Annotated in this window: 15 protein-coding genes; 6 read left to right on the top strand and 9 right to left on the bottom strand. The window is 61.8% G+C overall.

Going from position 1 to position 15,621, the window contains the following annotated elements; genetic code table 11:
* Window positions 1-13: 13 nt before the first annotated feature.
* The 3 genes from CI807_RS04390 to CI807_RS04400 all read right to left on the bottom strand — a co-directional run bounded on the left by CI807_RS04390 (window position 14) and on the right by CI807_RS04400 (window position 1,638).
* On the bottom strand, window positions 14-736 hold the full coding sequence (locus CI807_RS04390; protein WP_095013861.1) for a hypothetical protein: 723 nt from the start codon (window positions 734-736) through the stop codon (window positions 14-16).
* A gap of 121 nt (window positions 737-857) precedes the next feature.
* Window positions 858-1,277 (bottom strand): hypothetical protein, encoded by a 420-nt coding sequence (locus tag CI807_RS04395; RefSeq protein WP_095013862.1) that lies wholly within the window; start codon window positions 1,275-1,277, stop codon window positions 858-860.
* Complete coding sequence (locus tag CI807_RS04400) at window positions 1,255-1,638, bottom strand: polymorphic toxin type 44 domain-containing protein (protein ID WP_095013863.1); 384 nt, start codon at window positions 1,636-1,638, stop codon at window positions 1,255-1,257. The genes CI807_RS04395 and CI807_RS04400 overlap by 23 nt, the downstream gene beginning before the upstream one ends.
* 295 nt (window positions 1,639-1,933) lie before the next feature.
* Between CI807_RS04400 and CI807_RS04405 the strand changes: the two genes are divergently transcribed.
* Window positions 1,934-2,212 carry a type II toxin-antitoxin system RelE/ParE family toxin gene (locus CI807_RS04405; protein WP_095013864.1) on the top strand — a complete coding sequence of 93 codons (279 nt, stop codon included), beginning with the start codon at window positions 1,934-1,936 and terminating at the stop codon, window positions 2,210-2,212.
* A 14-nt stretch (window positions 2,213-2,226) separates the two neighbouring features.
* Window positions 2,227-2,514: a HigA family addiction module antitoxin gene (locus CI807_RS04410; RefSeq protein WP_095013865.1), complete on the top strand. Its 288-nt coding sequence runs from the start codon at window positions 2,227-2,229 to the stop codon at window positions 2,512-2,514.
* Window positions 2,515-2,632: 118 nt separating this feature from the next.
* On the opposite strand, the gene CI807_RS04415 is transcribed toward CI807_RS04410, so the two are convergent.
* Genes CI807_RS04415 through pilG form a run of 6 tightly spaced genes read right to left on the bottom strand, consistent with a single transcriptional unit; the run spans window position 2,633 to window position 12,326 of the window.
* Window positions 2,633-3,088 carry a chemotaxis protein CheW gene (locus CI807_RS04415; protein WP_010207210.1) on the bottom strand — a complete coding sequence of 152 codons (456 nt, stop codon included), beginning with the start codon at window positions 3,086-3,088 and terminating at the stop codon, window positions 2,633-2,635.
* Window positions 3,081-8,885: an Hpt domain-containing protein gene (locus CI807_RS04420; RefSeq protein WP_095013866.1), complete on the bottom strand. Its 5,805-nt coding sequence runs from the start codon at window positions 8,883-8,885 to the stop codon at window positions 3,081-3,083. The genes CI807_RS04415 and CI807_RS04420 overlap by 8 nt, the downstream gene beginning before the upstream one ends.
* 18 nt (window positions 8,886-8,903) lie before the next feature.
* The gene (locus CI807_RS04425; protein ID WP_095013867.1) at window positions 8,904-10,973 is read right to left on the bottom strand and encodes a methyl-accepting chemotaxis protein; all 2,070 of its coding nucleotides are present in this window, start codon (window positions 10,971-10,973) and stop codon (window positions 8,904-8,906) included.
* A complete protein-coding gene (locus tag CI807_RS04430) occupies window positions 10,970-11,494 on the bottom strand; it encodes a chemotaxis protein CheW (RefSeq protein WP_033897068.1) in 525 nt (174 codons plus the stop codon). The genes CI807_RS04425 and CI807_RS04430 overlap by 4 nt, the downstream gene beginning before the upstream one ends.
* A gap of 12 nt (window positions 11,495-11,506) precedes the next feature.
* Window positions 11,507-11,872, bottom strand: coding sequence for a twitching motility response regulator PilH (gene pilH, locus CI807_RS04435; protein WP_014720320.1), 366 nt, complete (start codon window positions 11,870-11,872; stop codon window positions 11,507-11,509).
* 46 nt (window positions 11,873-11,918) lie between these two features.
* Complete coding sequence (gene pilG / locus CI807_RS04440; protein WP_010564379.1) at window positions 11,919-12,326, bottom strand: twitching motility response regulator PilG; 408 nt, start codon at window positions 12,324-12,326, stop codon at window positions 11,919-11,921.
* A gap of 239 nt (window positions 12,327-12,565) precedes the next feature.
* On the opposite strand from pilG, the gene gshB reads away from it, so the two are divergent.
* The 4 genes from gshB (at window position 12,566) to ruvX (ending at window position 15,576) form a co-directional block, all read left to right on the top strand.
* A complete protein-coding gene (gene gshB, locus CI807_RS04445) occupies window positions 12,566-13,519 on the top strand; it encodes a glutathione synthase (protein WP_095013868.1) in 954 nt (317 codons plus the stop codon).
* Between the two features lie 77 nt (window positions 13,520-13,596).
* A complete protein-coding gene (locus tag CI807_RS04450; protein ID WP_038850851.1) occupies window positions 13,597-14,502 on the top strand; it encodes an energy transducer TonB in 906 nt (301 codons plus the stop codon).
* Window positions 14,503-14,569: 67 nt separating this feature from the next.
* Complete coding sequence (locus CI807_RS04455; RefSeq protein ID WP_095013869.1) at window positions 14,570-15,139, top strand: YqgE/AlgH family protein; 570 nt, start codon at window positions 14,570-14,572, stop codon at window positions 15,137-15,139.
* Window positions 15,139-15,576, top strand: a complete 438-nt coding sequence (gene ruvX / locus CI807_RS04460) for a Holliday junction resolvase RuvX (protein WP_095013870.1) — start codon at window positions 15,139-15,141, stop codon at window positions 15,574-15,576. The genes CI807_RS04455 and ruvX overlap by 1 nt, the downstream gene beginning before the upstream one ends.
* The last annotated feature ends 45 nt before the right edge of the window (window positions 15,577-15,621 follow it).

Raw genomic sequence — 15,621 nt, forward strand, 5'->3', positions numbered from 1 at the left:
ATGAATACGGGCATTACGCTCTTCGCCATTCGATGCGATGGAACCATAGGGTTCTAAACAACGCCACCGCCGCGAAGAAGTGAAACCCCAACACCGCCGCCCCACTCCATTGCCAAAGGCCCGACAGCGCTTGCCCGTAAACCGGTAGCAGCAGTAACAGCAATGCCACCAGCGCGCATGCCCCCAGTTGCTCCCAGTGTTCCAACCGGCTTGGTCGGGAGACGATCGCGTAACCCAGCAATGCGCCCAGGCACACAATCAGCAGGCTAAAGAGGTCGTGCTCTGCCACGGGAGGCCATGCCAGCAAGTCGAGCGGCAGGCAGACCGCGAACAACGTGAACGAGCAAATTCCGACAAACACAAAGGCATACTCCAGGGCATCCAACAGGCGATCACGGATAAAGCCCCGGGCTTGATCGTCTTCATCCTTGGTCGGCCCCTGGGAGATCGCCACCGCCAGCAGACCTGAGCCGAGGCCGCCCAGCGTCATCACCACGAAATTACTCACCACCCCTTTGATCGCTTTGTCCGCACCGATGAGTTTGAGGCTTTCGAGATACACCAGAATAAACACCGCGCCTGCCGACGTGACCAAAAAACCCCACAGCTTCCCGCGGTTGTTTTGAACGTTCATGGTCAGAGCTGCCGTGAGCACCACGACGACGAACCACATCAACAAAGCGCCGGTAAAACGATTGAGGTTGTACAGCCAGGCGAACCCATCCAATAGCCACATTGCGTCGATACTTCCGTCGAAAAACTCCTTTGGCTATCGGCAGGGGGGTGGGGTTCTTTATGCAAGGGCTATCTACATCAGCCTGTTGATCGTTGCAGGAAAAATCCGAGAGCCAGTTGGCCTACAACTTCATGTCTATTCTCACAGCCCCCATACCTTCGAGCGGGTAACTACGGTATTCATAAACCTCCCCACGAACAGTGAGGCGGATGAGGCCAGCCTGTCGGGTGACTTGAACATCCGGCTCTTTAGTTTTCAGAAAGGGATGTGCCGACACCAGTGTCGTGAGTATTTCCCGATCATTACCCAGATCCTTGTGGACGTAGTACAGGTAGGAAAAGCCCACCGTAGCGCCACCCTGATTGTTTCGCACACCGTAAATGGAGCTTCCGTTATTCAGAGAATACTTGAGCACAACCTCATCCAATTCCGGTGGACCCGGGCTCATCAACCAACCAACACCCAAGTACCCGAGACACACCACCAGCAGCCCGTTGAGCAAGCCCTGGACTGGCCACTTAATACCCTTGAGCTCTGGCATATTCGATACCCTCCTTGATCCAATGCTGGTCACTGTGATCATCACCATACGGCGCATCGCCCCACCAGTCTCCGAACTCCGCCCGAGAAGTCCCTGCTGCTTTTTGCGCCGCACCAGCCGCTCTCAACAGCACACTCTCCGGAATACCCAGCACAATGCCGGTGACGCCGTAGTTGAAGTTACCGAACGCCTCGTACTCACGGCTTTTCTGTTTGTAATCCCAAGGGCCACGCCCCCGAACCTGTGTGTAAAACCAAGAATAGGCGAAGGCCGAACCAGGCTTCAAATGCATCCGGCGGTTGTTGGCCAAGGCGATATTGTCTTGCAGCGAAACGCCCGAAGGTATGGGAGGGACGGCCATTTGCGAATCCTTGCTGATGGGGTTGAGCGATAAAAACTAGCACTCAAAAATCAGTAAAAATACGAAGGTGAGACTTACAGAAATTTCAGACACGCTACCAGTCCGAGCCCTACCTACGGTTGTCGTCCCGACAAGCAACAAGGAATGTTCTGACAGCGTTTTCAGGTTGTTGCTCGGAACCTGTGTCTCTAGCCTTTTCGCTCCGAATCGTTCCGCGGACAGACATCATGAAGCCGACCGTTAAAACCGATGCAAGGCCATTGCAGAGCGTGATGTATCACATCACAATCGCGCCATGATCGTCAGTTGGAAACACAAAGGTCTCAGGGCCTTCTATGAGACAGGCTCGACCAGTGGCATCAACGCAAATCATGCAAAGCGCTTACGCCGCGTTCTGTTCATTCTGGACAAAGCCGAACACCCAGATGCACTGAACTTGCCTGGTTGGCGTTTCCATCGGTTGAAAGGCGACCTGATCGACTATTGGTCTGTCAGCATTAGTGGTAACTGGCGCATCATTTTTCGGATGTTCGACGACCAAGTCGAACTGGTTGATTATCTTGATTACCACTGAGTAGAGGTATCGAAATGGGCATGCACAACCCCCCTCACCCAGGTGAAATCCTGCTTGAAGATGTAATCCCTGCCCTGGACATCACCATCACCGAAATGGCCCGGCGCCTGGGATTCGCCCGTGAGACGTTTTCGAGGATTTTGCATGGGCGTGCGCCTGTCAGTCCTGACTTGGCGGTGCGGCTTGAGCGGGCAGGTGTGAGCACTGGGCAGTTATGGCTGTCGATGCAAAGCGCCTATGACTTGTGGCAGGCCGAGCATCGGGAGCAGCCGGTGATTGAGCGGTTTGCGCGGATTGATTGAGGTCTGCAGACACGCCCAATCCCCTGTTGGAGCTGGCTTGCCAGCGATAGCGGAGGGTCGGTTTTTGATGAGTGGGCTTGTGGACCGCTATCGCCGGCAAGCCGGCTCCTACAGAGATTTACGCCAGACCAGATTCGACCAGCAAGGCTTCCAACCCCATCAGATCCGGCACCTTCGCCACATGCTCCCCCACCTGCACCGCCGCCAGCTCCAGCGGGCACAGCGGCACGTCCACGTAGCTCAACTCACTGTCGAGCTTGTACGACCGGGGAATCCCCTGGATCACCAGCGCAATAAACTTCAGCGTCGGCCGCCCACCCAACGCATTCAACACCACGATCCGCGAGCGTTCGCCGGTCACACTCGCTTCACCGCACACCGCTTCGAAGCTGATCAGCGGGATCTGCCGATCGCGCCAGGTCACTTGGCGCAAATACCACGGCGGCGCATCGCTGGCCGGCTCGCCGCGCTGGAAGTCGATCAGTTCGGCGATGGCGACGTTGGGCAGCACCAGATGGCGGTCGGCCAGGGGCAGCAGCAGGCCGGTGAGTTGGCTGGTGCGGTGGTCAAGCATGGGACTTGCTCCAGTAGGCGATGCTTTCGAGCAGCACCGATTCCTGGTACGGCTTGCCGAGGTAGTCATTCACGCCGATGGCCATGGCGCGGTCGCGGTGTTTCTGGCCAGTGCGCGAGGTGATCATGATGATCGGCAGACGCATCAGCCGGGGGTCGTTGCGCACTTGGGTAGCCACTTCGAAGCCGTCCATGCGCGGCATTTCGATGTCGAGCAGCATCAGGTCCGGGCTGTGCTCTTCCAGCACGGCGAGGGCGTCGATGCCGTCTTTGGCGGTGAGCACGTTCATGCCGTTGCGTTCCAGCAGGCGGCTGGTGACTTTGCGCACGGTGACCGAGTCGTCTACCACCAGCACCAGCAACGGACGCTTTTTCAGCGGGTCGCTGAGGATCAGCGGCGCGTCGACCGACTGGGCCGGCAAGGCCGGTTGGCGGGCACGGATATGCGCCAGCAAGTCGATGATCAACACCACGCGGCCGTCGCCCAGAATGGTCGCGCCGGACAAACCCTGCACGCCCGCGAACTGCGGCCCCAGGCCCTTGACCACGATTTCCCGCGTGCCGGCCATGGCATCCACATGGATCGCCACGCGCCGCTCGTTGCATTGCACCAGCAGTACCGGCACCGGTTGATACTGGCCCAACAGTTTAGGGCGACTGACGGTGTGCAACAGGTCGCCCAGGTAAAACAGCTCGTAACGCTGGCCGGCGTATTCATAACGCGGCGGGTCTTGCTGGTAATGCCCGGCCAGTTCATGGGGCAACACACGCACCAAGCCTTCGATGGTGTTGAGCGGAATCGCATATTGATCGTCCGCGCACTGCACCATCAGCGCACGGTTGACCGACACGGTGAACGGCAAGCGAATACGGAAGTGCACACCTTCCCCCGGCGTCGAATCAATGACCATCGAGCCGCCCAACTGACGCACTTCCTCATGCACCACATCCATGCCCACGCCGCGCCCGGAAATCTGCGTGATCTTTTCCGCCGTGGAAAAGCCCGGTTGCAGGATGAACTGCAACACGTCGCGGTCGCTGATCTCATGATTGGGATCAAGCAAACCGCGCTTGATCGCCTTGCGCCGCACCGCCTCCAGTGGCACCCCGGCGCCGTCGTCGCGCATGTCGAAGACGATGTCGCCGCCTTCGTGGGTCAGGTCCAGGGTGATGCGGCCTTTCTCCGGCTTGCCGGCCAGCAGCCGTGCATCGCGGGATTCCAGGCCATGGTCGACGGCGTTGCGCAGCATGTGTTCCAGCGGCGCGGCCATGCGTTCCAGCACGTTGCGGTCCATCTCGCCCTCGGCGTTGCCGACGATGAACTCCACGTCCTTGCCCAGCTCGCCCGCTACCTGACGCACGATGCGTTTGAGGCGCGGCAGCATGCGTTCGAACGGCACCATGCGCGTGCGCATCAGGCCTTCCTGCAACTCGGTGTTGATGCGTGCCTGCTGCTGCAACAGGTCGTGGGCGTCTTCGTTGCGGCGCTCAAGGGTGTCCTTGAGGTCGAGCAGGTCAGAGGCAGACTCGGACAGCGCACGGGACAATTGCTGCAATTGCGAATGGCGGTCCATTTCCAACGGATCGAATTCTTCGTAGCCCAGGCGCTCGGCCTCGGCTTGCTGGCGGCTGAGGATGCGGCCCTGGGTTTCGGTGTCGAGGCGACGCAGTTGGTCGCGCATGCGCTCAATCGTAGTTTCCACTTCGGTCAGGGCGATGCGTGCGTCGTTGACTTGCTGTTCGATGCGGCCACGGAAGATCGAGGTTTCACCGGCCAGGTTGACCAGGTCGTCGAGCAGCTCGGCAGAGATCTTCACCATATCGGCCATCGGATCGACGACGGCCTCCGCCTTGCCCGCCGGCAACGCCAATGGCGTCACGGGCTCATCGCTCGGGTGCACCAGGCTTTTGATGCGTTCGATGAGCTTGTCCACTGAGCCGACCGGCAAACCGTCTGCCACCGCATCGATCATCTGCGCCAGGCGGTCGTGGCAGCCTTGCAGCAACGCGAACAATTCCGGGGATGGCGCGAGCAAACCGGCGGACAGGCCTTCGTAGAGAAATTCCAGTTCATGGGCCAGGTCGCCGATGGGCGCGATCTCGACCATACGCGCGCCACCCTTGAGGGTGTGCAGGTCGCGCAGCAGGGTCTCCACTTCCTGGCGATTACCGGGCTCAGCCTGCCAACGCGACAGCGCAGCACTGGAGCTGTCGAGGATGTCGGCCGCTTCTTCGAGAAAAATATCCAGCAGCTCAGGGTCGGCGCCGGACGCGGGCGGCGCGGCGACCGGTGCCGCAGGCGCGCTGCCTTGGCGCAGTGCGCGCACCCTGGCGACCAGCTCGGCGCTGTCGCTCAGAGGCTGGTGATGGTGCAGCTCTTCAAGCTGCGAGGCGAGGTGTTCATGGCTGGCCATCAGCAGTTGGGACAGTTCGGCAGAGTAGCTATAGCGACGGTCCACCAGGCCTTCGTACAGGCATTCCAACTCGTGGGCCAAGTCGCCAATCGGCTCGATTTCAGCCATGCGCGCACCGCCCTTGAGGGTGTGCAGATCGCGTTGCAACGACGACAACGGCGCGACGTTGTCGGGCTCCAGCAACCAGCGCTTGAGCGACTGCCCGGCGCTGTCGAGGATGTCCACGGCTTCTTCGAGGAAGATCTCGACGATCTCGTCGTCCACCGTCGTTTGCTGATCCAACTGCTGTGTGGCGGCGCCCAGTTCGGCAATGCTCAGCGCGCGGCTGCCATCGCTTTTGATCAGGCCGGTGGCCGATGGGTCGAGGGCTTCATCCAATAACTCGCGCAGGGCGCGGACACGGGCCGGCGCGGGGCTGATTTCCTGGCCGGCGGCCAGTTGGTCGAGCATGCTGATCAGCGCTTCATGGGCCTGTTCGGCCTCATGGAAAAACCGCTCGCTGACCGCCAGGCTGCTTTCCTCCACGGCGCCGTACAGGTCGAGCAACGCTTCGCAGAGTGCGTCGATGGCATGCAGGTCTGCGACGTGCGCGCCCTCCCCCAGCGTGGTCAATTCATCCAGCAGCGCAGTGAGTTCCTGGCGTTCGCCGGGGTGTTGCTGCCAGCGACGCAGCAGGCTCTCGGCGTCGAGCAGGATGTCCATGCCCTGGGCCAGGAAGTTGGCGATCAGTTGTGGGTCGCGCTTGATGCGCACGTCGAGCAGCGCTTCAAGCTGCTGATCCAGCAGGCTTTGGGTGCGGTTGATCAGGTCCTCTGCACCGTTGATCGGCACCAGGGGATCGCTGTCCAAGTCACGCAGCCCCCGCTGGAACAGGCCTTCGGCTTCCAGCAGCAACTCCACTTCATCCAGGTCCAGCGGCAGGCGGTGGGCCTTGTACTCACGGGTCAGGTGGTCGAGCGGGCGCGCCAGCTCGGCAATCGGCAACACCCCAGCCATGTAGGCGCTGCCCTTGAGTGTGTGCAGGGCGCGTTGCAGTTCATCGCTGACTTGCAGCGGTACATGCTCGGCGGCCTGTTGCAGGAAGTGGTTGAGGCTGTCCAGATGGCTTTGGGCTTCGTTGCGGAAGATCTCCAGCAGCATCGGGTCATGAGGCTCGGCGGCCAGCGCGGGTGTACCGCTGGCCAAGGCGTGGGCACGGGCGGCCAGGGCGTCGACTTCATCGCGTTGACGCTGGTCGTCGATGGCAAAGTCAGCGATCAACTCCGGCAGCAAGGCCACCGCTTCGTCCAGCACCTGCTGCACATTTGGACCGAGGGTCACGCTGCGCTCCAGCACACGGTTCAGCAGGTTTTCCACCGCCCAGGCCAACTCGGCCAAGACCAGGGCGCGCACCATGCGCCCGCTGCCTTTGAGGGTGTGGAAGGCGCGGCGCATTTCGGCCTGGGCGGTTTTGTCCGCGCTGTTGGGCAGGTAACGGTGCAGCACCTCGAGGACTTCGTCGGTCTCCTCAAGGAAGACTTCACGCAGTTCATCGTCGATGGGTTCTTCATCGGCCGGCGGCGGCAACAGGCTGCCGGGGCGCTGCAGGGCCGGCGGGTTCAGCCGCGACGTGGGGCTGGCGAGTGCGTCGAACTGCGATTGGCTCGGCGTAACCTCGGCCGAGAGCGCGCCATCCGGTACAACCAGGGCCTGACGCCAGGGTTTCTCGGCGGGCAGGTAACCCAACGCAGTCAGACCTTGGGTGGCCAGCTCCAGCACACGCTCGCCCGCCGCATCCGGGTCCTGGAGCATGCGCTCCAGATAATATTCCAGGCTGCTGATCACGTCGGCGAAATGCGCCAGTTGCATCTCGGAAGGCGGTGCATGAGTGCCCATCAACTGCTCGTCGACGTAATCGGTGCAGCCACGCATCAGGCTTGCCGCGCGGGGCAACGGGATCATCGCCAGGGCGCCGCGCACCTGGCTCAGCAGCTCCGGCAGGGACTCCAGGCGTTGGCGGTCCCAATCCGCTTCGATGCAGTCGATCACCAGCTCCTTGGCTTGCTTGAGGCACTGGCAGGATTCGCGGATCACCAACTGGTGGATCTGGGTCAGGTCGGTGGTGGGCAAGCGGCTTTCTTCGCGGCTTTCCGGCTCGACGGTGCCGACCATGCCCGCCAACGTGGCTTCGACGTAGAGCAAGGCGCCGGCGACGTCCATCAACACAGCGTCATTGGGTTCGCGTTGGCCTTGGGCCAGGCTCAGCACCACGGCGAGTTGGTCGATGATGACTTTACGTGGCTGGCCGAAGCCCAGCACCGCCAGGGTGTCGGCGATCTGCCGCAACGGCGCCAGCAGTGCATCAAGGTCGCTGGTGTGCTGACGGTCGCTGCGTACGAACAAGTCGAGGCGTTCTTTGACCCGCACCAATTCCTCACACAAAGCGCCCAGCACCGAGCCCATGGCGTTGCGGTCCGGTCCGGCAAGGCGTGCGCGCTCGGCATCGACCACGGCGCTGTCAGGCAAGGCTTCATCCAGGCCGTAGCGTTCTTTCAGGCTTTGCATGCGGGGCGTCGGCCGGGTGACCTTGGCCACATAGAACAGCAGGCTCTTGAGCAATTCATCCGGCGCCGGCTGGTTGATCCCGCCGATACCCTGGGCCAGCAGGCGCTTGAGTTGTTTGTCACTGGCCTTGAGCAGGCTGCGCAACGCCGGGCTGTTGGCGATCACGCCGGTGAGCATGCCTTCGACCAACGCCGAGGTGACCTGCCACAGCGGCAACAGCGGCGCGCCTTGGCACAGTGCTTCGAGGCGTGCGAACACCCGCGCCATGTCTTCCAGGTTGCTGGGGCCATGGTCTTCACGCAGCAGCCCAGCCAGCGCCTGCTGCAAAAGCTGGTGCCACTGGCGCAGTTGCTCTTTCAGGTCGGGCACCGCGCGTTGGGCCAAGGCCTCATCCGGCAGTGGCGCGATGGTCAGCAGTTGCGGGCTGAACAGGCTGGTTTCCGACAGCAGGCTTTCGCCGCGCGCACTGCGCAGGTCATTGAGCAGTGGCAACACCACCAGCGGCAGGTCGCGGCGGGCGCTGTGCACGCGGTCAAGGTACAACGGCAATTGAGTCAGGGCCTGTTGCAGCAGGCGGATGCTTTCGTCGCGCTGACCGACACTCCCGGCTTGAAGGGCCAGCGCCAGTGCTTCGATTTCCTCGGCCAGTAGCGCCGCGCCGTAGAACTCGACCATCTGCAACGCGCCATGCACTAGATGGACACACGCCAGGCACTCGCTGATCGCTTCGGCGTCTGTAGTCTCGACATAAGCGTCGAGCGCCGAACGGGCCTGTTTCAGGGTTTCGGCAATGTCGCCCTTGACCCATTCGAGGGCCACGTAGTCGTGCCGATCAACCATAACTGCTCCGCGTTGAAATCATGAATGGCTGTGGGGCTGTTCATCCACCGGACGCGCCGGCGGCAAGGTGAACCCCGACACCGACCGCCGCAACTGGCTGGCCATTTTCGCCAGGTTGCCGATGCTTTCGGCGGTGGCCGTGGAGCCCGACGAGGTCTGGGTGGTGATCTGCTGGATCACGTTCATGGTCAGGGAGATCTGCCCGGCCGATGAGGTCTGTTGCTGCGCCGCGTTGGAGATGCTCTGGATCAGCGCCGCCAGGGTCTTCGACACGCCTTCGATTTCTTCCAGCGCCACCCCGGCGTCCTGGGCCAGCCGCGCGCCGCGCACCACTTCGGTGGTGGTCTGTTCCATGGAAATGACCGCTTCGTTGGTGTCGGCCTGGATCGCCCGCACCAACGTTTCAATCTGCCGGGTCGCCGCCGATGAGCGCTCGGCCAGGCGCTGCACTTCGTCTGCCACCACCGCAAAGCCGCGCCCGGCATCACCGGCCATGCTGGCCTGGATAGCGGCGTTGAGGGCGAGGATGTTGGTCTGGTCGGCAATGTCGTCGATCAGGCTGACAATGTCGCCAATCTCTTGGGACGACTCGCCCAGGCGCTTGATGCGCTTGGCGGTGTCCTGGATCTGCTCACGGATGTTGTCCATGCCGTGGATGGTGTTATGCACCACCTCGTTGCCCTTGTTGGCGATTTCCACCGAGCGCTCTGCCACCGCCGAGGATTCGGCAGCGTTGGCGGAGACTTGGTCGATGGACTGGGCCATCTGGTTGATCGCGGTCGACGCCTCGGCAATCTGCTGGGCCTGATGCTCCGAGGCCTGGGCCAAGTGCATCGCGGTGGCCTGGGTATCCTGCACGGCACCGGCGACTTGCCCGGCGGTGAGGTTGATGGTGGCGACCAGGTCGCGCAGTTGGTCAACGGAATAGTTGATGGAATCGGCGATGGTGCCGGTGAAGTCTTCGGTCACCGAGGCGGTCACGGTGAGGTCGCCGTCGGCCAGGTCTTCGATTTCGTCCAGCAGGCGCATGATCGCGTTCTGGTTGCGTTCGTTCTTCTCGGCGGTTTCGTGCAATTGGCGGTTGGTTTCGCGCACCATCACCAGGCCGATCAGGATGATCGAGGCCAGCGCCAGCAGGCCCAGCACGTAACCGCCGATGGTGTCGAAGCTGCGCCCACTCGCGAGGTTCTCGAACCCGGTGGCCAGGTGCGAGGCCTCATCGAGCAGGGTTTGCGACAGGTTGAAGATATTGCTCGCCGAGGCCCGCACCTGGAACAACTGTGGCGAGGTTTCGAGGATTTCATCCACGGAGCCGGAAACGAATTCGAACAGCTCGGCGATTTCCACCAACCGCGCGCGGGCGTCGCGGTCTTCGACCTGAGTGATGCGCAGGCCGGGGTTGCCCTGGAGCATGCCGTTAAGCACCTGGCCGAAGCGGTTGGCGTCACGGCCAAAGGCGTCGGCGGCCTGCACGGCGGTTTCGTCGCCGGCCAGCACGGTGTTCACCGCGCCGAGGATACGTTCGGCCAGCAGTGATTGGCGCTGGGCCAACGCCACCTGGCTGGCCGGCGCGCCGCGTTGCAGGAGGATATCGACGACCTTTTCCGATTCCATCTGCAGTTGCGGCACGGTTTCGGCCAGCGTTGCGGCCACTTGATGCAACGACAGCACGGTCTGCTCGCTGGCGAGAATTGCGTCGGTGTTTTTCAGCAGCGCTTCCCAGTCGGTCTGCACCGCGCGCATTTCGGCACGCACCGCGCTGGGCGCGGCGGGCAGGCCGGTTTGCGGGTCACCTTTTTTCAGGAAGCCCCAGCGCTGGGCGAAGTCGTTGCGCGCATCGCCCAGCAACTTGAACGCCGCAGCCTTGCCGGCGGCGGCTTCGGTGGCGTTCTTGGCGATACGCTGGGACAGCACGCGCAGCTCACCGGCGTGACCGATGTACTGTTTGTCGTAGGTGGACTGGGTGTTGAGGTACGCGAAGTTGGCGAACAGCAACATGATGAACACGATCAGTGCGATGAACAGCACGATGATCTGCGAGCGGCTGCGTGAGCCGGCCTGGGGTTTGAGTGCGGTAGCGGTGGTCATGCGGCAACATCCATGAAGCCAGGGGCCTGGGCCAGAGCAAAGGGGCTGAACACCTGCCACGACGGATCGCCGTCGAACCGGCCTTGAATAAACGCTGCGTCGGGCGCGGTGTTTGCCCGCCACGCGTCTTGTGCGAAATGCTGCATCCCCACCACCTCGTCGACCAGCAGCCCGACAAACACGTCGTTGAACTCCACCACCAGCACCCGCCGTTGCTTGCGCGCCTTGGACAACTCAAGGCCGAGGAACCCACCCAAGTCCATCACCGGCAACAAGCGCCCGCGCAGGTTGGCCACGCCCTTGACCCAGGCCTTGACCCCGGGCATCAGCGTGCAACGCGGTTCATGCAGGACTTCGGCGACTTCGCCCATGGGCGCCACATACCAGTGCTGGCCCAGGCGAAAGCCGATCCCGCTCCAGCGTTGCAGGCGAGTTTCCTGGGACGGCAGGTCAGCGGCCAGCAGGCGGCAGCGGCGGTCGATGTCCAACAGCAGCTCGAAGGCGGTTTGCGACTCGGTCATGATGGCAAACCGTCAGCCGGCCAGCACCTTATTCAGGGTGGCAATCAGGGTTTCTTCATCCACCGGCTTGGTCAGGTAATCCTTGGCGCCCTGGCGCGCGCCCCAGATCTTGTCGGTTTCCTGGTCTTTGGTGGTGATGATGATGATCGGGATGCCGTTGGTTTCCGGCTCCTTGGACAGCTGGCGGGTGGCCTGGAAGCCATTGAGGCCCGGCATCACGATGTCCATCAGCACGGCATCGGGTTTTTCCTGGCGGGCCAGGGCCACGCCGTCCGCGCCGTTTTCGGCCTTGAGGACCTGGTGGCCATGCTTTTCCAGCATGCCGGTCAGTTTGTACATTTCGGTCGGCGAATCGTCGACGATCAGAACACGTGCCATGGTTTTCCCCACTACATAGGTGGACGCCAGCCCTTGTGAGGCGGTGTCAGTGTGCTTGTTCTACTGCGGCGAACCCCGGCACGTAGGCCTTGATCGCGCCCAGCAGTTCTTCCTTGCTGAAAGGCTTGGTCAAAAACTGATCGACACCGACGATGCGCCCCTTGGCCTTGTCGAACAGGCCGTCCTTGGACGACAGCATGATCACCGGGATCGACTTGAACGCCGGGTTGTTCTTCACCAGCGCGCAGGTCTGATAGCCATCCAGGCGCGGCATCATGATGTCGACAAAAATAATATGCGGGTGATGATCAACAATCCGGGCCAGGGCATCGAAACCGTCGATGGCCGTGATGACATCGCACCCCACGTTCTTCAACAAGGTTTCAGCGGTGCGGCGGATCGTCTTCGAATCGTCGATCACCATCACTCTCAAGGCGTTGGAATGCTGTTCCATATCTGCTCTGCCATCGCCACAGCGAATCGGTTTTCGGTGTGTACTGCCTGATGTTGCACAGGATGAGCGCCGCAAGCCTTGGAATTCAAGGGCTGCTGCGCCGTGGCAGTCTTTTTAGCACAGTCTCCGGGCGCAATCTATCGAGCAACCGGCCAGGTGGTTTTTCCTTGACCCACAACAGCCGCAGCGCCACTCTGACGCCACTTTTATGCGCCCTTATTTGCTAGAGGAAATCCCCCATGAGCGTTCGCGTCGGCATTGTCATGGACCCTATCGCCAGCATTTCCTATAAAAAGGACAGCTCGCTGGCCATGCTCCTGGCCGCCCAGGCCCGCGGCTGGACCCTGTTCTATATGGAGCAGCGCGATCTTTACCAGGGCGACGGCGAGGCCCGCGCGCGCATGCGCCCGCTGCAGGTATTTGCCAACCCCGAGAAGTGGTTCGAGCTGGCCGACGAAATCGACAGCCCGCTGAGCGATCTGGACGTGATCCTGATGCGCAAGGACCCGCCGTTCGACATGGAATTCGTCTACTCCACCTACCTGCTGGAACAGGCCGAGCGCGCTGGTGTGCTGATCGTCAACAAGCCGCAAAGCCTGCGCGACTGCAACGAAAAGCTGTTCGCCACCCTGTTCCCACAGTGCACGCCGCCGACCGTGGTCAGCCGCCGCGCCGACGTGCTGCGTGAATTCGCCGCCAAACATGGCGATGTGATCCTCAAGCCGCTGGACGGCATGGGCGGCACCTCGATCTTCCGTCACCGTGCCGGTGACCCGAACCTGTCGGTGATCCTGGAAACCCTGACTGCCCTGGGCACCCAGCAGATCATGGGCCAGGCCTACCTGCCGGCAATCAAGGACGGTGACAAGCGCATCCTGATGATCGACGGCGAGCCGGTGGATTACTGCCTGGCGCGCATCCCGGCAGCCGGCGAGACCCGTGGCAACCTGGCGGCCGGTGGCCGTGGTGAAGCGCGGCCATTGTCGGACAAGGACCGCTGGATTGCTGCGCAAGTGGGCCCAACCCTGCGGGAAAAGGGACTGCTGTTTGTAGGCCTGGACGTCATCGGCGAGCACCTGACCGAAATCAACGTCACCAGCCCGACCTGCATCCGCGAGATCGACAACGCGTTCGGCACCAATATCGGCGAAATGCTGATGGCCGCCATCGAGCGCAAGCTACAAGCCAAGTGACATAGAACAGCCGGACACAAACCAACATTGCGTTATCATGCGCCACCTGTGAAACGCGCGATGTTGGTTCCTTTGTCATGACACTCCCGTCCGATCTGCCCCCCGAACTCTCCCATAGTGGCGTGCGCCCGGCTGATCGGCTCGGATTTACCCTGTTCCTGGCCGCGTTGATTCACCTGGCCCTGATCCTCGGCGTGGGTTTCACCATGGTCGAGCCCAAGCAGATCAGCAAAACCCTGGAAATCACCCTCGCCACGTTCAAAAGTGAAAAGAAGCCCGAGAAGGCTGACTTCCTCGCCCAGGACAATCAACAAGGCAGTGGCACCCTCGACAAGAAAGCCGTGCCCAAGACCACCGAAGTGGCGCCGTTCCAGGACAACAAGGTGAATAAAGTCACCCCGCCGCCGGTGCCCAAGCCCGAGGTCAAGCAGGCCGCGCCCAAGGCGGCAGTGACCACCGTCGCGCCCAAGCCGCAAAAAGCCCCGACCCAGCGCGAAAAGACCAAGACCGAACCCACGCCCGAGCCCGTAAAGCCGGCGCCGACCTTCGACAGCTCGACCCTGTCCGACGAAATCTCCAGCCTCGAAGCCGAACTGGCCAACGAACAGCAGCTGTACGCCAAGCGCCCGCGCATCTACCGGCTGAACGCCGCCTCGACCATGCGCGACAAAGGCGCCTGGTACAAAGACGAGTGGCGCAAGAAGGTCGAGCGCATCGGCAACCTCAACTACCCAGAAGAAGCCAGGCGCCAGCAGATCTACGGCAATTTGCGTCTATTGGTTTCAATCAACCGCGACGGCACGTTATATGAAGTGCAGGTGCTGGAGTCGTCCGGCCAGCCGCTGCTGGACCAGGCCGCCCAGCGCATCGTGCGCCTGGCCGCGCCTTTCGCGCCGTTCAGCGGTGATTTGAACGACGTCGACCGCCTGGAAATCATCCGCACCTGGAAGTTCGCCAAGGGCGATCGATTGTCGAGCAATTGATGACAATTGCCACCTGTGGCACATCACCAGCTTGTCAGTTCGCCCCTCCACCGCCACACTATCGAACATGAAAAACGTCAGCCCGACCTACCTCAAGCATCAATTCCTGATCGCCATGCCCCATATGGCCGACCCGAACTTTGCGCAGACCTTGACCTACATCGTCGAGCACACGGCCAATGGTGCGATGGGGCTGGTGGTCAACCGCCCGCAAGAGCTGAACCTGGCGGATATCCTTGAGCAACTGCGCCCGGAAGTCGATCCGCCCACGCGTTGCCAGGGTGTGCCGATCTACATCGGCGGGCCGGTGCAGACCGATCGCGGTTTTGTGCTGCACCCGACCGGGCCGAAGTTCCAGGCCACGGTCGACCTGGACGGCGTGTCACTGTCCACCTCCCAGGACGTGTTGTTCGCCATCGCCGACGGTGTGGGCCCCGAGCAAAGTGTGATCACCCTTGGTTACGCGGGCTGGGAAGCCGGCCAGTTGGAGGCTGAACTCGCCAGCAACGCTTGGCTGACCTGCCCCTTCGACGCCGAAATCCTGTTCAACACCCCCAGCGAACTGCGCCTGGAAGCGGCTGCCGCCAAGCTGCGGGTCAACCTCAGCCTGTTGACCAGCCAGGCGGGGCACGCCTGATGGCTTTGCGTTTGATATTGGGTTTTGACTACGGCACCAAACAGATCGGCGTTGCGGTCGGCCAGGTCATCACCGGCCAGGCCCGTGAACTGTGTACCTTGAAAGCCCAGAACGGCGTGCCGGACTGGAACCAGGTCGAAGCCCTCATTAAAGAGTGGAAGCCCGATGCGGTCGTGGTCGGCCTGCCGTTGAACATGGATGGCACCTCCAGCGACATGTGCCTGCGCGCCGAAAAGTTCGCCCGCCGCCTCAATGGCCGCTACAACCTGCCCTTCTATACCCACGATGAACGCCTCACCACCTTTGAAGCCAAGGGTGAGCGCCGTGACCGTGGCGGGCAAAAGGGCAGCTACCGCGACAATCCCGTGGACGCCATCGCCGCCGCCCTGTTGTTGCAGGGATGGTTGGATGAAAATACTGCATTATTTGAATCCTGAATTGCCGCATTGCTTTTTGTAGGAGCGAGCTTGCTCGCGAAAAAC

It is taken from the genome of Pseudomonas sp. NS1(2017) (genome assembly GCF_002269425.1).
Classification (GTDB): domain Bacteria; phylum Pseudomonadota; class Gammaproteobacteria; order Pseudomonadales; family Pseudomonadaceae; genus Aquipseudomonas; species Aquipseudomonas reactans.